Source organism: Epilithonimonas sp. (assembly GCF_036780765.1).
Classification (GTDB): domain Bacteria; phylum Bacteroidota; class Bacteroidia; order Flavobacteriales; family Weeksellaceae; genus Epilithonimonas.
Window position 1 is genome coordinate 1 of record NZ_DAIQCG010000007.1, and the last position, 21,589, is coordinate 21,589.

The window sequence follows — 21,589 nt, forward strand, 5'->3', positions numbered from 1 at the left end:
TTACCTATGTGTTACCCATTAAAAAAAATAAGCACCTACATTTCTGTAAGTGCTTAATTTTAAACGTGGTCCCACCTGGGCTCGAACCAGGGACCACCTGATTATGAGTCAGGTGCTCTAACCAACTGAGCTATAGGACCTCAAAATTGGTTGAATTTTGTGTGTGCAAAAATAGAAAAATTTCTTTATCTTCCAAATGTTTTAGGGTTTTTCTTGACACAATTCTACAAGAACACCATTGGTAGATTTGGGGTGAAGGAAGACAACTAATTTATTATCAGCACCTTCTTTGGGTTCATCTGAGATGAAAATAAATCCTTCTTTTTTTAATCTTTCGATTTCTGTTTGGATATTTTCTACGCCAAATGCGATGTGATGGATTCCTTCTCCTTTTTTATCGAGGAATTTGGCGATTGGACTTTCGGGGTTTGTAGCTTCCAAAAGTTCGATTTTGCTTTCTCCAATTTCGTAAAAAGATGTGGTTACACCTTCTCTTTCTACAGATTCCTGTTTGTAATTGGATTTGCCTAAAAGTCGGGAAAATAAATCATCTGAGTTTGACAAAGATTTTACGGCAATTCCTAAATGTTCTATTTTCATTGTGTTATTTTGAATAATCTTATATGGGAATGACGAAATTTATTTGGATAACCAAATCCCTAGCCCTGATAGGAGCGACATCCTTTTTCTTTTTTTGATAAAAAGAAAAAGATATAGCGGATAGCGGGATTAAGCTCCTAAAAAAATGTCAAAGTAAAAGGTATCACTTTGACATTTTATATTTTTGATTGATTAAGCGTTGAATCCTTCTATGATCTTTGAGAAGTCTTCAATTTTGAGTGCTGCACCGCCAATCAAACCACCGTCAACGTCTGGCTGGGAAAAGATTTCTTTGGCGTTATCAGGCTTCACACTTCCTCCGTAAAGGATAGAAACTTTGTCAGCAACTTCTTTTCCGTATTTGTCAGCAATCAGGTTTCTGATGTAAGCGTGAACTTCCTGAGCTTGTTCTGCAGTCGCTGTTTCACCAGTTCCGATGGCCCAAACAGGTTCGTAAGCAATCACAACTTTTTTGATTTCCTCGGCAGAAAGAGTGAAAAGAGCTGTTTCTGTTTGGTTCTTGATAACTTCTAAATATTTTCCAGATTTTCTCTCTTCCAATTTCTCACCGTTGCAATAGACTGGTGTCAAACCTTTGTCCAAAAGTGCTTTTACTTTTCTGTTGGCGTGGCTGTCGGTTTCTCCGTGGAAAGTTCTTCTTTCTGAGTGTGAAACCAAACTTCCGTCTGCATCAACAGATACTAACATATCCACAGAAATTTCGCCTGTATAAGCGCCACTTGCATACTCAGAAACGTCTTGAGAGAAAACGCCTACTTCCCCATTTTTGAAAACTTCTTTTGCAGCGGTAAGATATAAAGCTGGCGGAGCGATATAAACCTCACAGTTTGTCGTGTTATTTTTTTTGTATTCTAAAAGCTGAGCCATCAGTTCCTTTGCTTCAGCATAAGTTTTGTTCATTTTCCAGTTTCCTGCAACAATGTTCTTTCTCATTATATTTTTAATTTAAGTTCCAAATGTTTTTTAATAATATGTAAAATTGATGCTCCTCATCGCTCACTTTATTGTCAGCTTTGATGAGGGATTTTGCAAATTGGATGAAGTCTTTTCTTTCTTTCTCGGTAGAATCTTCTTCGAAACATTTTGCGTGAAATTCGAAATGTTCTTTCCATTGATCTGCTGTTAATTGAGCAATGATTTCCAATTCGTCGTCCAAGTTCAAAGGGAACGGAAATTCTTCCGCCATATATTCCTGAACTTTAAGTCCTTCAGCCGGCTTTATAATACCGTCCACAGCGGACAAAATCATTAACAAATGATAGCCTGCGATAGGTTTATTTGATTTTCTCATTATATAATTTAATCTTTATTTAAATAATCTTTTGCTCCCCACTTCTCCACTATTTTCCCTTTTTCTAAAATCAATACAAAAGGATTGCTTCTTGCGATGGTTTTGATAGCAATTTCGTCCATCAGAAAATTGGGGATTTGTTTATAAAAATTCGGCTGAGTAGTGATTCCGTAAACTTTTGCTTTTTCTGTCAAAGCTTTGGTTTCCGTTTTTTTAACTAATTCTAAATCTGCTTCTTTTGGTTTGTAGGTGAATACTAAAAAAACTCTCGGTTCCTTAAGAATTTCGTCTGTAATTGGATTTCCATTAGCGTCTTCTACTTTGAACTTCGAGATTTCTGATTCATAACCTTTTTTCGAAATTTCAGAAGTTGTTTTTCCATCTTCGATTTGCCAAGCTGTGTCTTTCCAATATTCCTTATTAATATATTCGTCTTGATCTACTTTTTTAACTTCTCCTGTTTTAGAATTTTTAATTGAATAAAACGTCTTGTATTCCGAAGGATTTTGTGCAATTTTTTGCTTCTCAGCCGCTAAGTCAGTTCCGATAGAATAAGCTCGGAAATCTATCATCGGTTCGTGAGCAATTCCTCTGTACATCACGAAAATCATTACTAAAACAAAAACGCCCAACAATGGTAATTTCCCAAATCTAACCTTTTCATCTTCTTCTCTTTTTCTGTAAAGAAGAGCTAATATGATTAATAAAACCAAAAGCGTAATATCTTTCCAAAACGACTGCCAAGGCGTGAGTTTCAATGCATCTCCGAAACATCCGCAATCCGTAACAACATTATAATAAGCGGAGTAAAATGTCAGAAAACCAAAGAAAACGCAAAGTGCAATCAATGCATAAAGTGTTTGTTCAAGCTTGATTTTCATCAATAACATAAATCCAAGAACCAATTCCAGAACAACTACAATAATTGAAAATGCCAAAGCATATTTTTCCAAAAAAGGTAAATTGAAAACAATTGGCGAAAAATATTCTTCTAATTTGAAAGAAAACCCTTTCAAATCAACAGCTTTTACAAATCCGGAAGCAATGAATATAAGTGCAACAATGTAGCGTAGAACTGCTTTCATAAATTAAAGATGGGAATTAGAGGATGGAAGATGGATGTTGAAAATATTATGCATATTTTAATCTTTTAATTGGTTTCTGAATCCTATGATTTGATTCATCATATAGTTCATTGAATTTTTCTTCTGAAATATAATTTCTATTTTTTGATTTATATAAACAAGTGACAACTTCTGCAAGAACGAATAGAAAAACCTAAAAATCTCTTAAACTCTGGCGTTGATTGTAAAATTGAGCCTTCTGAAATATTTAAAGCGATAGAATCTACAGCTCTTCTTATTTGAGAAACTAAATTGAGCATTTCGTCTTTTGGAAAATCCTTGGAAATTAGAAATATCTTCTCTCCAAAATCCATAGACTTTTGCCAAATAATTAATTTTTCAAATTTAAAACTCATCTTTGAATATTTAACAGATTTTTTTAATCTTCCATCATCCGACCTCCAACTTCCATCTTTATTAAACAGAAAACCGCATAATTCAGCATATCAAAATAGTTGGCATCCAAACCTTCGGAAACCAAAGTCTTACCTTGATTATCTTCTATTTGCTTAGTTCTCAAGACTTTTTGATAAATCAAATCTGTAATCGACGAAATTCTCATATCTCTCCAAGCTTCGCCGTAATCGTGATTTTTGCGTTCCATCAGCTCTTTTGCTTTTTGAGCATAAGAATCGTAAAGGTTGATGATGTCTTCAGGATTGGCATTCAGTTCATCCGAAAAGCCTTTCTCTAACTGAATTAACCCAATAATAGAATAATTGATAATCGCAACAAACTCATCTTCTTCACTTTCATCCACCATTTTCACATCCGTCATTTGTAATGTTCTGATTCTGCTGACTTTGATATAGATCTGATCCGTGATAGAACTTGGACGAAGAACGCGCCAAGCGGTTCCATAATCTTTCATTTTCTTTTGAAAAAGGTCTCTACAAACCTTGATAACGTCGTCAAACTGGGCGGATGTATTGTGCATAAATCTGTCTAATTGGTCAAAGATACAAATTTTGTTTGGAGTTAATTTATTGATAGTAATCAGAAAAATTATCTATTTTTATGACTCTAAAATTATTCTATGCGATTTGCCGTTTCTTTTTTTCTAATATATTCAGTTTTTATCAATGCTCAACAGAAATTGGAACTGACAACAGAAATGGCTAATAAGCTTGCTTCGATGCCTTTGAAATGTATCAATCAAGAGTATCCGAATAAAACTGCACACGTCATCAATACTGAAAAAGATGCGATTTTGACTCCAAAAGAATTACATCCAAGTTTTTATGGTTGTTTTGATTGGCACAGTTCTGTCCACGGACATTGGATGTTGGTAAGATTATTGAGAACTGTTCAGGATTTAGAAAATAGAGACAAAATTATTTCTATTCTGGATGAATCTTTTTCGCCTGAAAAAATCAAGGAAGAAGCGTCATATTTTACTAAATATCAAGTGGCGCAAAATTTTGAAAGAACTTACGGTTGGGCTTGGATTTTGAAATTGGATGAAGAATTAGTAAGATGGAATCATCCAAAAGCCAAAATCTGGCATCAAAATTTAAAACCTTTGACAGATGAAATTCTGAGGCTTTGGAAAGCTTATTTGCCCAAACAAACTTATCCTAATAGAACTGGCGTTCATCCGAATACCGCATTTGCAATGAGTTTTGCAATAGATTGGGCAAGGCAAGTCGGAGATAAATCCTTCGAGGAAGAATTGTCTGCAAAAGCTAAGATTTTCTATTTAAATAATACTAAAACACCAGCTTATCTGGAGCCGGACGGAAGTGATTTCTTTTCACCAAGTCTGGAAATTGCAGAGTTGATGAGTAGAATTCTACCTCAGAAAGAATTTGAGAAATGGCTTAATCAATTTTACGAAAAAAGAAGCTTAGAAAACATCGAACAAATCCCAATTATAAGTGATGTTAATGATTACCAAACGGTTCATCTTGTGGGATTATCATTTTCGAAAGCTTGGGCTATGAAAAATATTATCACTGCTTTACCAGAAAAAAATCCAATTAGAAAGCAATTTGAGATTTCAAGGGAAAAATTCATTGATAACTCTTTACCAATTATTTTTCAAGGTAATTATGGTGGCGACCATTGGTTAGCAAGTTTTGCGGTTTATGCATTGACTCATTAAAATAATATTTCTTCTCGCAAAATTTACTTTACATTCTTATTAAATTTTAAAATGGAATTTTCTGTTACCAATTCTAATCCATCAAAGTTTTTCTCAATCAATTGTAACGGCAGATTGATAGATTTATCAAAGCCAAAATTAATGGGAATTTTGAATCTAACACCAGATTCTTTTTCTGATGGAGGAAAATTCAATAATGAGAAATCGGCTTTGCAACAAGCGGAAAATTTATTAAAAAATGGCGCAACAATTATAGACATTGGCGCACAGTCAACGCGACCAAATGCTGAATTTTTAAAAGCTGATGAAGAAATCAGAAGAATTGGAAATGTCATTTCATTAATCAAAAAAGAATTTCCGGAAAGTTTGATTTCTCTAGATACATTTTATTCCGATGTAGTAAAGTTTGGTTATGATGATGGAATTGATATTGTGAATGATATTTCTGCAGGACAGTTTGATTCTGAGCTTTTGGATACCGTTTCAAAAACCGGTTTACCTTATATATTGATGCATATTAATCCGACTTATGAATCAATGCACGATAAAATTAAATTCGACGATATCATTATGTCTATCAACAGATTTTTCTCAGAAAAAGTCAATCTTTTAAGACAAAAAGGAATTAAAGATATTATTCTCGACCCTGGATTTGGCTTTGGAAAAACAGTTGAAGACCAATATCAAATGATTGAGAATTTTGAATATATTGGATTTGGTAAATTACCAGTACTAGTGGGGATTTCAAAAAAATCATTCATCTCCAAGCCACTTGGAAAACAACCTAACGAAGTTGAAAAGGAAACATTAGATTTACATCATAAGTTATTAGAAAAAGGAGCAAATATTATTCGGCTTCATAAACCAGGAAGTTTAAAATACTGATATTCAATATTTTCATTAAACATATATTTAATTTTTTTATTTTCATTTTTTTAAGAAAATTTTAAACAATATGTTTCTAAATATTGTATGATTAAAGAAAATTATTTGAATATTTCATATTTATAATTGAATATTTAAATAATTCAAATTACAATAAAATCTAAATTTTCCTATATTATTAATAATTTTACCCAAATAAATTTGGTTATTTCAGAATTATTTCGTTAAATTTGAGAGAATTTAAAAATAAATTATCTTATGAAAAAATCTTTACTACGTTTAGCCTTTTTGGCTTTATCAATGTTTGGTTTCGGCCAAACTTACTTTTCAGACAATTTTGATGATGAAAACATTTCTGACTGGACTCTTTATGATCAAGATGGAGATGGTTACAACTGGGAAACTGTTAATCTAGGAACTGGTTACACTGGTGCTATTGCCTCATACTCTTATGACAATGCCTCATCATCAGCTTTAACTCCTAATAATTACATCGTTTCACCAGCTATTAATCTTTCTACTGCGACTTCTGCAATACTTAAATTCAAAGTAAAAGCACAAGATCCAGATTGGGCAGCAGAAACCTATTCAGTTTATGCAGCAACGACGAATACCGTTGCAGGATTTTTAGCAACCACTCCGCTGCTTACAGAAAGCGCAGCTACTAATGGTGTTGGTGGTGTATTTTACACAAAAACAATTGATTTAAGCGCATTTGCTGGTCAATCGCAGGTTTACATTGCTTTCAGACACTATAATTCGACAGATATGTTTTCAATTCATATCGATGATGTAAGTGTTGAAGCAGCTCCTACAACCGCTCCTGGCTGTGCAGCATTAACTTCTCCAGCAAATGGAGCAACAAATCTTGCTTATCTTTCTCAAACATTATCATGGACAGCTCCAACTACAGGCGTTGCAGATTCTTATGATGTTTATCTAGACAAAAACACAGACCCTACAACATTAGTAAGCAATGTTTCTGGAACATCTTATACGGCAGCTAACTTAGATCCATCTTCCACATACTACTGGAAAGTTGTTGCTAAGAATGCAGCTGGTTCCGCAACTGGATGTACAGTATATTCATTTACAACTATGGCGCCAACCTATTGTACTGCAGGTGCAACATCTACAAGCTTTGAAAAAATTAGCAATGTAACATTTGCTAATATCAATAACAGCTCAACAGCAACTGCAGGTTATGAGGATTTCACTTCGGTTGTTGGGGATGTAACAGCTGGCTCCACTTATACGTTTACAGCTACATTCAGTGGAACTTCATATGCTTCTGACCAAGTGTTAGTTTGGATTGATTTGAACAATGACAAAGATTTTACTGATGCTGGTGAACAAGTTTTAGTAACTCCTACAAAAACATCTCCGTGGACGGGTTCTATAACTATTCCTGCAACCGCTACAATTGGAACTACACGTATGAGAGTTAGATTACATGATTCATCATTAACTCCTAATTTAACTCCTTGTGGTACATCTAGTTTTGGACAAGTTGAAGATTACACTTTGAATATTGGAGCGCTATCTGTTAATGACGTTTCTAAAAACGGTATCAAAGCTTATCCAAACCCAGTTAAAGATATCTTTAACATCGAAGCTCAAGGAAAAATCAAATCTGTTAAAGTGTTTGATGTAACTGGTAAACAATTATTAACAAAAGATCTGAATGAAGTGAAGTCTCAAATTGATTTCAGCAGATTTAATTCAGGAGTTTATGTTGTAACTACTACAATGGAAGATGGCTCTACTTCTTCTACAAAAGTGATCAAGAAATAATAAATTTTTCTATAATCAATTTAATCCCGCTAATATTTAGCGGGATTTTTTATATTAAATAGTTGTAGTTCAGAAAAAAGTTGTACTTTTGCAACTCGAATTTTTAATTAAAATTAATTAACATTATGAACAATTACGAAACTGTTTTCATTTTAACTCCCGTTCTATCTGATGCTCAGGTGGAGGAAGCAGTGAAAAAATTTGAAGATCTATTGACTTCAAACAATTGCGAAATCGTTGCCAAAGAAAATTGGGGACTTAAAAAATTGGCTTATCCAATCCAGTTGAAAAAGAATGGGTTTTACACTCTTATCGAATTCAAAGGAGAAGGAACTGTAGTTGCTGATCTAGAAACTGCTTACAAACGTGATGAGAGAGTGATCCGTTACCTAACGACTAAACTTGACAAACACGCTGTAGAATATGCAGTAACAAGAAGAAGCAAAGTAAAATCTGCTAAAGCTTAATTATTAACCTTTAAAATTTAAAACAATGGCAATAGATGATATGGCAAAACAAGCCTCTGCTGGAGGTGAATCAGAAGTGAAGTTTCTTACTCCACTTGATATCAATACAAAATCTGAAAAGAAATATTGTAGATTTAAAAAATTTGGAATTAAGCACGTAGATTATAAAGATGCTGATTTCCTTTTACAATTCGTAAACGAGCAAGGTAAAATTTTACCTAGAAGATACACAGGAACTTCTCTTAAATATCAAAGAAAAGTATCTGCAGCTATCAAAAGAGCAAGACATTTAGCTCTTATGCCTTACGTAGCGGATCTTTTGAAATAAGACAAAAATTAATAAAAGAAGTAGGTTTGCCTGCTTCTTTTGTTGCTGAATAATAATTTAATTCTAACGATTTAGATAAGAGATAAAAGATAAGAGATAAAAGATTTTGAAGTCTTGATTCTTGACTCTTTGTTCTTGGCTCTAAAACTAAAACGGACAACAACAATGGAAATTATCCTAAAACAAGATGTAGAGAACTTAGGACTTGAGTTCGATACAGTAAATGTAAAGCCAGGTTACGCTCGTAACTTTTTATTACCTCAAGGTTTTGCTCTTTTGGCAACTCCTAAAAACAAAGCAGCTCTAGAAGCTACTTTGGAAGCTAGAAAAGAAGAAGAAGCTAAATTGATCGCTACTGCTAATGCTGTTGTAGACCAATTGAAGAAAACTTCTGTTACTATTGCTGCGAAAGTTGGTGCTGGTGATAAATTATTTGGTTCTATCAACAATGCTGATCTTGCTGCTGCATTAGAAAAAGCAGGTGTAAGCGTTGATAAAAAATACATCAAAATTCCTGGAAATACAATTAAGAGAACAGGTAAATTCTCTGCAGTTGTAAGACTTCACAGAAATGTAGAATACAGCTATGAGTTCGATATTGTTTCTGATGCTCCAGTAGAAGCTCCAAAACCAAAGGCTGCTCCTGCTAAAGTAGAAGAAACTCCTGCTGAAGAAGCTTAATTGAATTAATTTTCAAAACATAAAAAACCATTCTAAATATTTTAGAATGGTTTTCTTTTTAATTATACTTTATGATGATTTCTTGGATTTCCAACTATTAAAGAAATCTTTCACCTTTTCTAAACTATAACCACTTCCCTCTTCTAAAACAGAACTGTCTTGGGTATGGATCAGTTTACCATTTTCATCTAAAACCATAAAAACAGGATAACCATATTTTGCTCCAGGATTATCGTATTTGGAAAATATTTTTTCATTTTTATTTTCAGGTGACCAATTCAAATGATAATAAACATAATTATCATCTACAATTTGTTTTAATTCCGCAGTTTGTTGTACATAATTATTGAATCTTAAACACCATATACACCAGTTACCTCCCGCTTGTATAATAACATTCTTATGTTCTTTTTTAGCTAATTTCACAGCATTTTGGATATCTGCTTCAGCATTAGCTTCTGGATGATATGGCTTGGGTAGTTTTGCTTTTTCTTCCGCTGCAGCTTTCTTTTTAGCATCTATTTGTTCCTGAGTTAAAGGAGATTCTTTAGTTTGGGCATTGGATAGAGAAAATAAAAGTACACCTCCAACAAATAACAAACTCTTAACAGATTTTCTCATTATTATTGATAATTGATTTTAATTTAAACATTAAAGTTAAGCAAAAATTCAGCCATTTTTCAGTATATTTGCCAATATTCATCATACATTGAATCAATTTTTATTCAGCATACTTCTATTAATTTCGAGATTGTCTCTTAGAGTGTTATATCTATTTTCAGATATAATGTTCTTTCTCAATTATTATATCATAGGTTATAGAAAATCAGTTGTTTTAGAAAATTTACGTAATTCGTTTCCTGAAAAATCCGAAGAAGAAATAAAAGAAATTTCCAAAAAATTTTTTTCTAATTTTTGCGATTATCTTGCAGAGATGCTAAAGGCTTTTACAATCAGCCATACCGAATCACGTGTCAGAATGCAGCATTTGAATCAAAATCTTTTCCACGAAGCAAAAGCCGAAGGTAAAAATATCATTCTTCTTTCTGGTCACGTTTTCAACTGGGAATGGTTTAATGCCTTGGCAACACTTGTTCCTCAGAAAAATTGCCATCCAGTTTACAGGAAAATGAGTAGTGATTTTTGGGAAAAGAAAATTAAGATGATTAGAAATAGATTTAATAATAAATCTTTAGAAGCTAACGAAGTCATTAAGCATATTTTCCGAACACCTAACGACGGTGATTCAATCTATATGTTTGTAGCTGACCAGACGCCACACGTTTCGCACGTTAATTACGGATTGAAATTTCTAAATCAAAAAACGCCTGCTTTCATCGGTTATGATAAGTTATCTACAAGGATGGATATGGCTTTCATCTATTGTGAAATGAAGAAAGTTAAACGTGGCTTCTATCAAGTTAATTACCATAGAATTTATCCTGATGGAGAGAAATTTGTACAACACGAAGTGGTAAAAAAATTCCACGGTTTGTTGGAGAATACAATTAGAAAAAGACCAGACAATTGGCTTTGGTCACACAGAAGATGGAAATATAAAGATGCTATAAAAAACTACGAAGAATAATGACTATAGCCATCGCAATCCTAAATTGGAACGGTAAAAATTGGTTGGAGAAGTTCTTACCATCTGTGATAGAATATTCTCAAGAAGCAGAAATTTATGTTATAGACAATGCTTCTACAGACGATTCTATTCAATTTTTAAAATCTAATTTTCCCTCAGTAAAAATTATACAAAATCAAAATAATTCTGGTTTTGCAAAAGGATATAACGAAGGTTTAAAATCAATCAAAGCTGACATTTATTGCTTACTGAATTCCGATGTAGAAGTTACAGAAAACTGGATTTCCCCTATCATAAAATTATTTTCTGAAGACAAAGATATTGCAGTAATTCAACCAAAAATTTTAGATTATAATCAAAAGAACAAATTTGAGTTTGCTGGTGCTGGTGGAGGTTTGATAGATAATTTAGGTTATCCATATTGCCGAGGAAGAGTTTTCGATGATATCGAAGTTGACAATGGGCAATACGATGATGAAACTGAAATTTTCTGGGCTTCCGGCTGTTCATTATTCATCCGATCAGCAGATTTCTGTAATATGAATGGTTTTGATGAAAGATTCTTTGCGCATCAGGAAGAAATCGACCTTTGTTGGAGACTGAAAAATGCTGGAAGAAAAATTTATTATACTGGAAAATCCAAAGTTTATCACGTTGGCGGCGGAACATTGAACAAACAAAATCCGCAAAAAACTTTTCTAAATTTCAGAAATAATCTGACAATGTTATTGAAGAATTTACCCAGTTCAAAAGCATTTTTTATTTTATTTTTTAGGTTAAATTTAGATGGTTATGCTGCTGTTTATTTGGCCTATAAAAATGGATGGCGTCATCTTTGGGCAATTTTCAAGTCACACGTTGGATTTTATTGGCAACTTCCAAAATCAATTCAGTTGAGACAAAAAAATCAAATCGATCCTTATTATCAAACAAAATGGTTGATGTTCAAACACTTTTTAGGCTCAAAAAAAAGTCAGTAAGATGGATTTCATTGCTTTAGATTTTGAAACGGCAACCCACGAGAAAAACTCTGCTTGCGAGTTGGGAATTTGCATTGTGGAAAATGGGCAAATCAAAGAAACCAAATCTTGGCTCATAAAACCACCTTCCTTTCCTTATTTCAATCATCATAATGTTGCTGTTCACGGCATTACGCCGGAAGATGTGCAGCACTCTCCCACTTTTGCGGACGTTTGGTATGAGATAGAGAGTCTGATTTATGGCAATCTCATTATCGCTCACAATGCGGCTTTCGATGCAAATGTTTTGCGAGGATGTCTGGAACATTATGGGTTCTTCAAACCAAGTATGAACTATTTGTGCAGTATCGGAATTGCAAAAAAAGCTTGGAAAGATTTAAAAAGTTATGGGCTAAAAAGTTTAGCCGAACATCATCAAATCAATTTTAATCACCATCGAGCGGATGCCGATGCCGAAGTTTGCGCAAAAATTTCTTTGTTAAGTTTTGAAAGACTGATGATTACAAACAATGAAGAAGTGAATTCTGTTTTTGGAAAACGTTTTAAAATACTTTAACACCCGAAAAATTCCAAATTATATTTCCAATCGATAATTAATTACTCAAAACCTCAGAAACCAAATTGAATTTCGGAATCTCTACTGTGAAATTTTCTTTACTATAACTTTCAAATTGATAAGAACCTTCCATATTTCCAACCCCAGATTTTAAAATCACATTGGAGAAATACGTGAAGGTTTCGCCTGACTCAAGAACCGGAGTCAAACCAATTACACCAGCACCTTCAACCTCAGTAAATCCAAAACCAAGGTCATAAATCATCCATCTTCTAGTAAGAAGTTTTACTGTTTTTGCTCCAAGATTCTGAATTTCAATATGATATCTAAATACAAAACGGTTTTCAGAAGGATAACTATTAAAGTTGTCATATTCTGCACTAACGCTGACTTTTATCTCTGACGTAATTTTTGACACCATTTTTTACGAATTTAAGGGTAAAATACAAATATCTAGCCGAATATTGGATTAAATAATGATATTTAAGTTAAATCAAACTCAATATCAAATAATAAATTGAAAATAGAAAAAAACAGGAAATCAAATCGACTTCCTGTTTTTTTGTTCAAATATTTGAATCTTAAAAATTAAGCTGTTACACTCTCTTCAGCATAAACAAGACCTTCATAACAAGCATTGTAAATAGCCTTCAACTCATCCAAAGTCGGAACTCTTGGGTTGAAACCTGTACAAGGATCTACCAAAGCATTGTTGGCGATGTAATCAAGATTCTTATCCCAATCTTCTCTGGAAATTCCAAATTCTTTGATCGCTGATTGATTGTTAACTTCAGAACGCAAAGTCTCAATAGCCTGAGCCAAATCTTCAGCAGTTTCTTTACCAATTACTCTTGCCAAATCAGGAAAACGATTTGTTGCCTGAGCGTTATAACGGATTACATTCGGAAGGAAAATCGCGTTAGAAGCTCCGTGAGGAATTCCGTACAAAGCACCAACCTGATGAGATAAGGAGTGAACGATTCCCAACCAAGCATTGTTGAACGCCAAACCTGCCATAAATGAAGCATCGTGCATATTCTGACGAGCTACAATATTGTTCGGGTTTTCTACCGCTTCTTTCAAATTATCAAAAACAATCTCCAATCCACCTTTAGAAAGCGCATCTGCAATATTGTTATCGATATTAGAAACGTAAGCTTCCACACAGTGCGTCAAAGCATCAAGACCTGTGTTTGATGTAACGTGAGCTGGCATTGAAGCACAAATTTCACCATCAACAATTGCGATATCCGGGGTCAATTCGTAAGAAACGATAGGATATTTAACGCCTTTTTCTCTGTCAGTAATTACCGCAAGACCAGTAGTTTCAGTTCCTGTTCCGCTTGTAGAAGGGATTGCGATAAATTTTGCTTTATTTCTTAAAACCGGAACCGTGAATGGCTTGGTCATCGCATCGAAATCCGCATCAGGATATTCATAGAAAACCCACATAATTTTTGCCGCATCAATTGCTGAACAACCTCCCAAACCAATAATCCAGTCTGGTTGGAAATTTTGCATCAATTCAGCTCCTTTTGCGCACGTTGCAGATGAAGGATCTTCCTCCACACCATCGAAGATCTTAGTTTCGATTCCAGCTTCAGTAAGGTAAGCAATCGCTTTATCCAACGTTCCGCTCTTTCTCATGGAGCTTCCGCCAGTTACGATTACCGCTTTTGTTCCTTTGATATTTGCTAATTCGGAAAGAGTTCCAGCTCCGTGGAAAACTTCTCCTGCAATAAATAATTTGCTCATTTTTTATATGAAATTTTAATGAGACAAAATTAGACCAACCAAAACGAGCGATGTTATACAAACAAGACTATGCGTTATACATTTGCGCCAGTTCTTGCTGAAGTTCGGTTGGCGTTTCTTTCAATTTTGCTTTTACAAATTTGTTTAAGGCAGAAGGTGAATTAAATCCTAAATCAAAAGCAATCTCTTTGTGAGAAAGGTCGGAAAACATTAACTGACGCTTTATTTCAATTAAAATTCGGTTGTGAATCGCCTGAATCGCCGTTTCCCCGCAATGTTTTTTAGTAATTGAATTTAATTTTTTAGGAGTAATAGCCAATTCTTCGGCATAATATTGAACGGTTCTGTGTTGTTTGTAATGTTCATTCAAAAGCTTTTTAAACCGAACATAAATGGGTTTGTCGACTGTTTCTTTATGTAAAATAGGATGCAAACCGTGAACGGATTCTATCAAACCTAACAAAAATATTTTAATCTGAAATCTTGCCTGTTCTTTTTTAATCAAGCTTGGATGTTCATAAATTCCTTTAATAATTCTGATCGCATTTACACTTTGTTCAAAATCTTCGGCAGATAAAATGGTACAATTTAGTTGAGTGGAAAGATTGACATTATACGTACTCAGTTCATTTTTCAAAATATCGGAACAGAACAAAATTTCTTCAAAAAGGATAATTTTACCTTTTAAATCTGAACTTAAATCTGAAGTAAAATGAACCTGCTCTGGAAATACTACAGAAATTTGTCCGGTTTTCAAAGAATGAATTTTATCTTCAATATGGAGTTGTAACGTTCCTTTTTCAATCACAAGAATAAAAAAATGGTCTTTTTTATGAGGCTTTAGATATGGGCTTAAATTCTCTTCACTTAATTCAAAAACTCGGAAAGAAAGATGCTTATCTTCTAATTTTTGAATATTTTTTTTGATTTCCAATTTCTTCATAATTCCATCTTAATAGCGGGTTGCAAAGTTATAGTTTTATTGATTAATTAAGGATAATTGTGTTTCTAAAAAATTAAATCGAGGGAACTTTTTATGATTTTAAATTCTCAATGAAAATTCCTATTTTTGTGTAATCTAAAAAAAGTAAAAAGAAAGAAATGAATTCCTACAAAAATCCATTGGAAGAACGCTATTCCAGTGAAGAAATGCTGTTTAATTTCTCGCATAACAACAAGTTTCAAAACTGGAGAAAGCTTTGGATTGCACTTGCTGAAATCGAAAAAGATTTGGGTCTTGACATCTCAGACGAGCAAATCGCTGAATTGAAAGCCAATGCAGAAAACATTGATTACGACAAAGCAGCAGAATATGAGAAAAAATTTCGTCACGATGTAATGGCTCACGTTCACGCTTATGGTGATGTAGCGCCTTCTGCTAAAGGAATTATTCACTTGGGAGCAACTTCAGCATTTGTAGGAGATAATACAGATTTAATTCAAATTCGTGACGGACTTTTAATTTTAAAGAAAAAGTTGGTGAACGTGATGAAGAATCTTTCTGATTTTGCTGTTCAATATAAAGATTTACCGACTTTAGGATTTACACACTTCCAACCAGCTCAGTTAACGACAGTTGGAAAAAGAGCAACACTATGGTTACAGAGTTTGGTTCTTGATATTGAGGAACTTGATTTCTTCTTAGAAACATTAAGATTCAGAGGTGTAAAAGGAACTACAGGAACTGCAGCGAGTTTCTTGGAACTTTTCAATGGTGATTATTCTAAAGTTAAGCATTTAGATAAAGAATTGTCAAAAAGATTCGGTTTCGAAAAAGTTTTCGGAGTTTCCGGACAGACTTACGACAGAAAGATAGATGCTAAAGTTGTGGCTTTATTAGGAAATATTGCACAATCTGCACATAAATTTACCAACGATTTGCGTCTTCTTCAAAATTTGAAAGAAATTGAAGAACCATTCGAGAAAAACCAAATTGGCTCATCAGCAATGGCTTACAAGCGTAATCCGATGAGAAGCGAAAGAATTGGAGCATTGGCAAAATACGTCATGTCTTTGACGACAAGTTCTGCAATGGTAGCTTCAACACAATGGTTTGAAAGAACTTTGGACGATTCTGCAAACAAGAGATTAACAATTCCTCAGGCGTTTTTAGCGGTTGATGCAATTCTATTGATTTGGAATAACATTATGAACGGAATTGTAGTTTATCCGAACAGAATCAACAAGCATATTATGGAAGAATTGCCGTTTATGGCGACAGAATACATCATTATGGAGGAAGTGAAAGCTGGTGGCGACCGTCAGGAAATCCACGAAGTAATCAGAGTTCATTCTATGGAAGCGTCTAAAAAGGTAAAAGAAGAAGGAAAGGAAAACGATTTGATCGAAAGAATTTTAAATGATGATTCTTTAAAATTAGATAAATCAAAATTAAAAGAAGTTCTTGATCCGAAAAACTTCATCGGTTTTGCACCAATACAAACGGAAGAATTCATTGCGAATGAAGTTCAACCTATTATCGATGCGAATCAGGATTTGATTGGTCTAGAAGCTGATCTTAAAGTATAAATTAATTTGCAGTCTTTTGGGCTGCATTTTTTATTAAAATCAATCTAATAAATGATTTTAGAATGAAAGCTAAAATCTTACATCTATAAAAATGAACAAAAGAATTTTCGTAGAAAAGAGAGGAATTTTCGATGTAGAAAGTCCAAAAATTTTTGATGAAGTAAAAGCGGTGGTTCCGTATATCCAAAGCGTAAAAGTATATAACGTTTACGATATTTTTGGATTAAATGACGGTGAATTTAATAAAGTGGTCAACAGTACTTTCGTAGATCCGGTTACTGATATTTTAATCGAAGAAAATCCTGCAAAAGGAACTCATTTCGCATTAGAATTTTTACCCGGACAATATGACCAGCGTGCAGATTCTGCGCAACAATGTATCGCTTTACTAACTGGAAATGAGAAGTCTAAAGTAAGAAGCGGAAAACTAATCGAGTTCGAAGGAGTTTCTGAATCTGATTTAGCAAAAATCAAAGACCTTTTGATCAACAAAGTTGAATCTCAGGAGAAAGATTTATCAATTTTAAATATTCCTGCAGAAGAAACCCCGTCAAAAGTTATTACCCACGAGGGTTTTAACGATTTTACAGATTCACAACTTAACGATTTTTATAACAATCACGGTTTTGCATTAGGTTTGGATGATTTGAAATTCATTCAGGAGTATTTTAAATCGGAACAGAGAAATCCAACAGAAACTGAACTTAAAGTTTTAGACACGTATTGGAGCGACCACTGTCGTCACACAACATTTGAAACGGAATTGTCAAATATTGTGTTTGAAGGACAGTTTAAACATACATTGGAAACCATTTTCAATGATTATATCGAAAAAAGAAAATTCTTAGGACGCGAATTGAAACCAATCTCTTTAATGGATTTGGCGACAGTCTGCGGAAGATATTTTAGTAAAACCGGAAAGCTTGAAAACTTGGTTGTTTCAGACGAGATCAACGCGTGTACCATCCAAATCGAAGCTGAATACGATGGTAAAAAAGAACCTTGGTATTTATTATTCAAAAACGAAACACATAATCATCCAACAGAAATCGAGCCTTTTGGTGGTGCTTCAACTTGTTTAGGTGGTGCAATCAGAGATCCTTTGTCCGGACGTTCTTTCGTTTTCCAAGCGATGAGATTAACGGGTGCTGCTGATGTTTTGGAGTCAGTTGATAAAACTTTACCTGGCAAATTACCTCAAAAAACAATCACAAAACAGGCGGCAAACGGCTATTCTTCTTACGGTAACCAAATCGGTTTAGCGACTACAATGGTTTCTGAAATCTACGATGAAGGCTACAAAGCAAAAAGAATGGAAGTTGGTTTCGTTGCCGGAGCCGTTCCTGTGGATTGGGTGAGACGTGAAAAACCTGAAGCTGGGGATTCTATCATCATTTTAGGTGGTGCAACGGGTCGTGACGGAGTAGGTGGAGCAAGCGGAAGTTCAAAAGAACAGGACGAAACTTCAATCCACACGATGAGTTCTGAAGTTCAGAAAGGAAATGCCGTTGAAGAGCGTAAAATTCAGAGATTATTCAGAAATCCTGAAGTAACGAGATTGATTAAAAAATCTAATGATTTCGGAGCTGGAGGTGTTTCTGTGGCTATCGGTGAAATCGCTGATTCTTTGGAAGTTAATCTTGATGTTTTACCATTAAAATATGGAGGTCTGAACGGAACCGAGCTTGCTATTTCTGAATCTCAGGAAAGAATGGCGGTTGTAGTAGAACCAAAAGATAAAGACCAGTTCATCAAATTCTGTGAGGCTGAAAATATTGTAGCTGTGGAAGTTGCAAAAGTGACAGATTCCGGAAGAATGCAGATGTTCTGGAAAGGCGATAAAATTGTCGACCTTTCAAGAGCGTTTTTAGATACGAACGGTTGTTCTAAGAATCAGGAAGTTAAAATTACGCACTTAAATGAAGTAAAAGAAGAAACTCCTGCATTTAATGAAGAAAATTTCTTAAAAATATTAAGCAATAAAAACGTTGCTTCTCAAAAAGGTTTGTTGGAAATGTTTGATTCATCGATTGGTGCGACCACGGTTGCGATGCCTTTAGGTGGAAAGTATCAACAGACTTTGATGGAAGGAAGTGTTCAGACATTGCCAATCATCGGAGCAAAAGATATCGAAACGGTTTCTTTGGCAAGTTGGGGGTTCGATGCAGAGATTTCTAAGCAAAATTCTTTGTTGGGAGCTTCTTATGCGGTTGTAGAAAGTGTAGCGAAGATCGTTGCGATGGGTGGCGATTATAAAAATATCAGATTCAGTTTCCAGGAATATTTTGAGAAATTAGGTCAGAATCCTGAAAAATGGGGGAAACCTTTGGCTTCACTTTTGGGAGCTTATGATGCTCAAATTAATTTCGGTTTGGCTGCAATTGGAGGTAAAGATTCAATGAGTGGAACTTATCAGGATCTGAATGTTCCGCCAACGTTGATTTCTTTCGCTTGTGCGAATGGAGAAAAAAAAAATATTATCTCTCCTGAATTTAAACAGGCAGGAAATAAATTGTATTTCTTCAACCACATTCCACAGGAAAACGGACTTCCGAATTATGATAAATTGAAAGCAGTTTACGAATTTATTTTCGAGAATATCAAGGCTGGAAAAATCGTTTCTGTAAAAACAGTAAAAGAAGGCGGAGTTGCAGTTGCTTTAGCAAAAATGAGCTTCGGAAACAGATTAGGCGCTGAAATTACAGTTGATGAAAATGTTTTATTAGCTAAAAATATCGGAAGCTTAATTATTGAATCCAAAGAAGAGTTAAGCACTGTAAATCTTCAATTAATCGGAGAGGTTAAAGATTCAAATGTTATTAAAATTAATAATGTTGAATTCTTAATCGAAAAACTTCTATCGGCAAATACGAATACATTCGAAAACCTTTTCCCAACGGTTGAAAAAGAAAAAATTATGGTTGCGATTGATGAGAAATTAAACTCAATCAACCCAAGAAATATCATTATTAAAAAGCACGGAATCGCTCAGCCAAAAGTATTCGCGCCGGTTTTCCCAGGAACAAACTGTGAGTATGATACTTTGAATGCTTTCGCGAAAGAAGGCGCAATTGTTAGCAGTCTGCCTTTAATCAACATCAATCACCAATTATTGGATGAAAGTATTGATGCGTGGGTTGAGGAAATTAAAACCTCTCAGATTTTGGCTTTCTCAGGAGGGTTCTCAGCAGGTGACGAGCCGGATGGTTCTGCAAAATTCATTGTCAACGTTTTGAAAAACCAAAAGATGAGAAATGCTGTTCACGAATTGCTCGACAGAGACGGAATGATTATCGGGATCTGTAACGGTTTCCAAGCGTTGGTTAAATCAGGATTACTGCCTTACGGAAGAATCAAAGATTTGGATGAGAACTCTCCTACTTTGGCTCACAACGCTATCAGAAGACATATTTCTCAAATGGTCAACGTGAAAGTTGTGAATGACGAATCGCCTTGGTTAAAAGGAATGAAAGATCAGGTTTTCACCATTCCGATTTCTCACGGTGAAGGTCGCTTTATGGCTTCGGAAGCTGAAATTCAGAAGTTGTATGAGAACGGACAAATCGCTAATCAATATTTAGATTTAGATGGAAACATCGCTCACGGAATGCCGTTCAATCCAAATAATTCATTGTTTGGAATTGAAGGTGTTACCAGTCCGGACGGAAAAATCTTCGGTAGAATGGGACACCCTGAACGTTTTGCAGAAGGTTTGTTCAAAAATATTCCAACTGCGAATTACCACAATATCTTTAAAAATGGAGTCGAATACTTCAAATAATCATAATAATAAAATGACTGTCATCAATGGCGGTCATTTTTCAGATTTAGAAGGTTTTTATAACGAAGTTTCTGAACTTTTTATGAAAGATGAAGATTGGAAAGTCGGAACTTTGGATGGTTTTGATGACATTCTTTATGGCGTGGATTCCGATATTACTTGGAAAGATTCTGAGAAGTCAAAAGAAGATTTGGGATTTGATTTGACTAAAGAATTTTACGAAAATAAAATCAGAATTGGAAAGCCTTTCAATGTGGAATTAATTCAACAAAAACTGGATGATTTGATTGATGGAAAAGGACAAACATTATTTGAAATTTTAGTTGAAATTATAAAATCACACAAAAATATTAAACTAATTTTGGACTAGTTTTAATTGTAGAAAATTTAGATAAAATGAAGAAAATGATGTACGGATTATTCTTCGGTGACAGCATCACATACGGAGAATACGATGGCGTTTTTGGAGGCTGGGTTGATATCTTGAAAAGATATGCTTTGCAAAAATATAATGAAGGCAGCAATGAATTAATCCTCTTCAATCTTGGAATCGGTGGCGAAACAACGGAATGTCTTTTAAAAAGAATGCCTCACGAAATGGCAGCAAGAAATTCCGCGGAAGGTAATATCATTTTCATTAGTTATGGCGCTAATGATTTAGCCGTTAAAGATGCAAATCAATTGGTTAACTCACAACAATTCAAAGCTAATATTGAAACTGCTGTTCAACAAGCAAAACAATATTCCAGCGACATTTATTTAGCGAGTATTCTTCCCTTTTCTGATAAAGTGGATAAGATAATTCAGCCAACTGGGAAAATTAGAGATAATGAAGATGTTTTGATTTATAACCAAATTCTGAAAGATGTTGCGACTGAAAACGCTTTAAATTACATAGATTTTTATTCCTCAATTGTTGATGATAAAGAAATTCTTCTCTCTAAAGATGGTGTTCATCCCAACAAAAAAGGTTACGGCATAATGGCAGAAACGGCTTTACCAATCATTGAGAAATATCTGTAAAGTCTTTATATAAAAGAAATAATTCTCATAATCCTTCTTGAAATTTTCAGGAAGGATTTTTTTGCAATTTACTTTTAGCACA

General features: G+C 34.2%; 23 protein-coding genes and 1 tRNA gene. 13 read left to right on the top strand and 11 right to left on the bottom strand.

Annotated features, from left to right (window positions below; genetic code table 11):
* Positions 1 to 66: 66 nt before the first annotated feature.
* The 7 genes from V7P73_RS11095 to V7P73_RS11125 form a co-directional block, all read right to left on the bottom strand.
* A tRNA-Ile gene (locus V7P73_RS11095) sits at positions 67 to 140 on the bottom strand.
* A 61-nt stretch (positions 141 to 201) separates the two neighbouring features.
* Complete coding sequence (gene mce, locus V7P73_RS11100; protein WP_333853683.1) at positions 202 to 600, bottom strand: methylmalonyl-CoA epimerase; 399 nt, start codon at positions 598 to 600, stop codon at positions 202 to 204.
* 192 nt (positions 601 to 792) lie between these two features.
* Entirely contained in the window at positions 793 to 1,554 is a 762-nt protein-coding gene (gene tpiA, locus V7P73_RS11105) for a triose-phosphate isomerase (RefSeq protein WP_333853685.1), read from the bottom strand.
* 7 nt (positions 1,555 to 1,561) lie between these two features.
* Positions 1,562 to 1,912 carry a tellurite resistance TerB family protein gene (locus V7P73_RS11110; RefSeq protein ID WP_333853687.1) on the bottom strand — a complete coding sequence of 117 codons (351 nt, stop codon included), beginning with the start codon at positions 1,910 to 1,912 and terminating at the stop codon, positions 1,562 to 1,564.
* Between the two features lie 8 nt (positions 1,913 to 1,920).
* Positions 1,921 to 2,997, bottom strand: a complete 1,077-nt coding sequence (locus V7P73_RS11115) for a BT_3928 family protein (protein ID WP_333853689.1) — start codon at positions 2,995 to 2,997, stop codon at positions 1,921 to 1,923.
* A gap of 149 nt (positions 2,998 to 3,146) precedes the next feature.
* Positions 3,147 to 3,392, bottom strand: a complete 246-nt coding sequence (locus V7P73_RS11120) for a four helix bundle protein (protein ID WP_333853690.1) — start codon at positions 3,390 to 3,392, stop codon at positions 3,147 to 3,149.
* A gap of 23 nt (positions 3,393 to 3,415) precedes the next feature.
* Positions 3,416 to 3,973, bottom strand: coding sequence for a DUF1599 domain-containing protein (locus tag V7P73_RS11125; RefSeq protein WP_333853692.1), 558 nt, complete (start codon positions 3,971 to 3,973; stop codon positions 3,416 to 3,418).
* Between the two features lie 159 nt (positions 3,974 to 4,132).
* Between V7P73_RS11125 and V7P73_RS11130 the strand changes: the two genes are divergently transcribed.
* From V7P73_RS11130 to rplI, 6 genes are all read left to right on the top strand, one after another.
* Positions 4,133 to 5,140, top strand: a complete 1,008-nt coding sequence (locus tag V7P73_RS11130) for a DUF2891 domain-containing protein (protein WP_333853694.1) — start codon at positions 4,133 to 4,135, stop codon at positions 5,138 to 5,140.
* Positions 5,141 to 5,191: 51 nt separating this feature from the next.
* Positions 5,192 to 6,025 carry a dihydropteroate synthase gene (gene folP, locus V7P73_RS11135; protein WP_333853696.1) on the top strand — a complete coding sequence of 278 codons (834 nt, stop codon included), beginning with the start codon at positions 5,192 to 5,194 and terminating at the stop codon, positions 6,023 to 6,025.
* 258 nt (positions 6,026 to 6,283) lie between these two features.
* Positions 6,284 to 7,819 carry a GEVED domain-containing protein gene (locus tag V7P73_RS11140; protein ID WP_333853698.1) on the top strand — a complete coding sequence of 512 codons (1,536 nt, stop codon included), beginning with the start codon at positions 6,284 to 6,286 and terminating at the stop codon, positions 7,817 to 7,819.
* Between the two features lie 125 nt (positions 7,820 to 7,944).
* Complete coding sequence (rpsF, locus tag V7P73_RS11145) at positions 7,945 to 8,286, top strand: 30S ribosomal protein S6 (RefSeq protein WP_248876859.1); 342 nt, start codon at positions 7,945 to 7,947, stop codon at positions 8,284 to 8,286.
* A gap of 25 nt (positions 8,287 to 8,311) precedes the next feature.
* Complete coding sequence (gene rpsR / locus V7P73_RS11150) at positions 8,312 to 8,614, top strand: 30S ribosomal protein S18 (protein WP_027382072.1); 303 nt, start codon at positions 8,312 to 8,314, stop codon at positions 8,612 to 8,614.
* Positions 8,615 to 8,779: 165 nt separating this feature from the next.
* Complete coding sequence (gene rplI, locus V7P73_RS11155) at positions 8,780 to 9,295, top strand: 50S ribosomal protein L9 (RefSeq protein WP_333853710.1); 516 nt, start codon at positions 8,780 to 8,782, stop codon at positions 9,293 to 9,295.
* Positions 9,296 to 9,364: 69 nt separating this feature from the next.
* On the opposite strand, the gene V7P73_RS11160 is transcribed toward rplI, so the two are convergent.
* A complete protein-coding gene (locus V7P73_RS11160) occupies positions 9,365 to 9,916 on the bottom strand; it encodes a thioredoxin family protein (protein ID WP_333853712.1) in 552 nt (183 codons plus the stop codon).
* Positions 9,917 to 10,082: 166 nt separating this feature from the next.
* On the opposite strand from V7P73_RS11160, the gene V7P73_RS11165 reads away from it, so the two are divergent.
* Genes V7P73_RS11165 through V7P73_RS11175 form a run of 3 tightly spaced genes read left to right on the top strand, consistent with a single transcriptional unit; the run spans position 10,083 to position 12,419 of the window.
* Positions 10,083 to 10,883 (top strand): lysophospholipid acyltransferase family protein, encoded by an 801-nt coding sequence (locus tag V7P73_RS11165; protein ID WP_333853713.1) that lies wholly within the window; start codon positions 10,083 to 10,085, stop codon positions 10,881 to 10,883.
* Entirely contained in the window at positions 10,883 to 11,863 is a 981-nt protein-coding gene (locus tag V7P73_RS11170; protein WP_333853715.1) for a glycosyltransferase family 2 protein, read from the top strand. Before V7P73_RS11165 ends, V7P73_RS11170 begins: the two co-directional genes overlap by 1 nt.
* 1 nt (position 11,864) lies before the next feature.
* Entirely contained in the window at positions 11,865 to 12,419 is a 555-nt protein-coding gene (locus V7P73_RS11175; RefSeq protein WP_333853716.1) for a 3'-5' exonuclease, read from the top strand.
* Positions 12,420 to 12,456: 37 nt separating this feature from the next.
* Here the strand turns inward: V7P73_RS11175 and apaG are convergent, their stop codons facing one another.
* The 3 genes from apaG to V7P73_RS11190 all read right to left on the bottom strand — a co-directional run bounded on the left by apaG (position 12,457) and on the right by V7P73_RS11190 (position 15,117).
* Positions 12,457 to 12,840, bottom strand: coding sequence for a Co2+/Mg2+ efflux protein ApaG (gene apaG, locus V7P73_RS11180; RefSeq protein WP_333853718.1), 384 nt, complete (start codon positions 12,838 to 12,840; stop codon positions 12,457 to 12,459).
* A 167-nt stretch (positions 12,841 to 13,007) separates the two neighbouring features.
* Positions 13,008 to 14,174 carry an iron-containing alcohol dehydrogenase gene (locus V7P73_RS11185; protein WP_333853721.1) on the bottom strand — a complete coding sequence of 389 codons (1,167 nt, stop codon included), beginning with the start codon at positions 14,172 to 14,174 and terminating at the stop codon, positions 13,008 to 13,010.
* Between the two features lie 67 nt (positions 14,175 to 14,241).
* Positions 14,242 to 15,117 carry an AraC family transcriptional regulator gene (locus V7P73_RS11190; protein WP_333853723.1) on the bottom strand — a complete coding sequence of 292 codons (876 nt, stop codon included), beginning with the start codon at positions 15,115 to 15,117 and terminating at the stop codon, positions 14,242 to 14,244.
* Between the two features lie 158 nt (positions 15,118 to 15,275).
* On the opposite strand from V7P73_RS11190, the gene purB reads away from it, so the two are divergent.
* The 4 genes from purB to V7P73_RS11210 all read left to right on the top strand — a co-directional run bounded on the left by purB (position 15,276) and on the right by V7P73_RS11210 (position 21,507).
* Positions 15,276 to 16,703 carry an adenylosuccinate lyase gene (gene purB / locus V7P73_RS11195; RefSeq protein ID WP_333853725.1) on the top strand — a complete coding sequence of 476 codons (1,428 nt, stop codon included), beginning with the start codon at positions 15,276 to 15,278 and terminating at the stop codon, positions 16,701 to 16,703.
* Positions 16,704 to 16,794: 91 nt separating this feature from the next.
* The gene (locus V7P73_RS11200) at positions 16,795 to 20,484 is read left to right on the top strand and encodes a phosphoribosylformylglycinamidine synthase (RefSeq protein ID WP_333853727.1); all 3,690 of its coding nucleotides are present in this window, start codon (positions 16,795 to 16,797) and stop codon (positions 20,482 to 20,484) included.
* On the top strand, positions 20,462 to 20,854 hold the full coding sequence (locus V7P73_RS11205) for a ribonuclease inhibitor (protein ID WP_333853729.1): 393 nt from the start codon (positions 20,462 to 20,464) through the stop codon (positions 20,852 to 20,854). Before V7P73_RS11200 ends, V7P73_RS11205 begins: the two co-directional genes overlap by 23 nt.
* A 26-nt stretch (positions 20,855 to 20,880) precedes the next feature.
* Positions 20,881 to 21,507: an SGNH/GDSL hydrolase family protein gene (locus V7P73_RS11210; protein ID WP_333853731.1), complete on the top strand. Its 627-nt coding sequence runs from the start codon at positions 20,881 to 20,883 to the stop codon at positions 21,505 to 21,507.
* The last annotated feature ends 82 nt before the right edge of the window (positions 21,508 to 21,589 follow it).

Excerpts from the sequence above, each read along its gene's own strand:
- rpsR (WP_027382072.1), top strand. The coding sequence starts at position 8,312 with ATGGCAATAGATGATATGGCAAAACAAGCCTCTGCTGGAGGTGAATCA.
- V7P73_RS11190 (WP_333853723.1), bottom strand. The coding sequence starts at position 15,117 with ATGAAGAAATTGGAAATCAAAAAAAATATTCAAAAATTAGAAGATAAG.
- V7P73_RS11175 (WP_333853716.1), top strand. The coding sequence starts at position 11,865 with ATGGATTTCATTGCTTTAGATTTTGAAACGGCAACCCACGAGAAAAAC.
- V7P73_RS11160 (WP_333853712.1), bottom strand. The coding sequence starts at position 9,916 with ATGAGAAAATCTGTTAAGAGTTTGTTATTTGTTGGAGGTGTACTTTTA.
- tpiA (WP_333853685.1), bottom strand. The coding sequence starts at position 1,554 with ATGAGAAAGAACATTGTTGCAGGAAACTGGAAAATGAACAAAACTTAT.
- folP (WP_333853696.1), top strand. The coding sequence starts at position 5,192 with ATGGAATTTTCTGTTACCAATTCTAATCCATCAAAGTTTTTCTCAATC.
- V7P73_RS11115 (WP_333853689.1), bottom strand. The coding sequence starts at position 2,997 with ATGAAAGCAGTTCTACGCTACATTGTTGCACTTATATTCATTGCTTCC.
- V7P73_RS11140 (WP_333853698.1), top strand. The coding sequence starts at position 6,284 with ATGAAAAAATCTTTACTACGTTTAGCCTTTTTGGCTTTATCAATGTTT.
- V7P73_RS11170 (WP_333853715.1), top strand. The coding sequence starts at position 10,883 with ATGACTATAGCCATCGCAATCCTAAATTGGAACGGTAAAAATTGGTTG.
- rplI (WP_333853710.1), top strand. The coding sequence starts at position 8,780 with ATGGAAATTATCCTAAAACAAGATGTAGAGAACTTAGGACTTGAGTTC.
- V7P73_RS11165 (WP_333853713.1), top strand. The coding sequence starts at position 10,083 with ATGTTCTTTCTCAATTATTATATCATAGGTTATAGAAAATCAGTTGTT.
- apaG (WP_333853718.1), bottom strand. The coding sequence starts at position 12,840 with ATGGTGTCAAAAATTACGTCAGAGATAAAAGTCAGCGTTAGTGCAGAA.
- V7P73_RS11200 (WP_333853727.1), top strand. The coding sequence starts at position 16,795 with ATGAACAAAAGAATTTTCGTAGAAAAGAGAGGAATTTTCGATGTAGAA.
- V7P73_RS11120 (WP_333853690.1), bottom strand. The coding sequence starts at position 3,392 with ATGAGTTTTAAATTTGAAAAATTAATTATTTGGCAAAAGTCTATGGAT.
- mce (WP_333853683.1), bottom strand. The coding sequence starts at position 600 with ATGAAAATAGAACATTTAGGAATTGCCGTAAAATCTTTGTCAAACTCA.
- V7P73_RS11210 (WP_333853731.1), top strand. The coding sequence starts at position 20,881 with ATGAAGAAAATGATGTACGGATTATTCTTCGGTGACAGCATCACATAC.
- V7P73_RS11110 (WP_333853687.1), bottom strand. The coding sequence starts at position 1,912 with ATGAGAAAATCAAATAAACCTATCGCAGGCTATCATTTGTTAATGATT.
- purB (WP_333853725.1), top strand. The coding sequence starts at position 15,276 with ATGAATTCCTACAAAAATCCATTGGAAGAACGCTATTCCAGTGAAGAA.
- V7P73_RS11185 (WP_333853721.1), bottom strand. The coding sequence starts at position 14,174 with ATGAGCAAATTATTTATTGCAGGAGAAGTTTTCCACGGAGCTGGAACT.
- V7P73_RS11125 (WP_333853692.1), bottom strand. The coding sequence starts at position 3,973 with ATGCACAATACATCCGCCCAGTTTGACGACGTTATCAAGGTTTGTAGA.
- rpsF (WP_248876859.1), top strand. The coding sequence starts at position 7,945 with ATGAACAATTACGAAACTGTTTTCATTTTAACTCCCGTTCTATCTGAT.
- V7P73_RS11205 (WP_333853729.1), top strand. The coding sequence starts at position 20,462 with ATGGAGTCGAATACTTCAAATAATCATAATAATAAAATGACTGTCATC.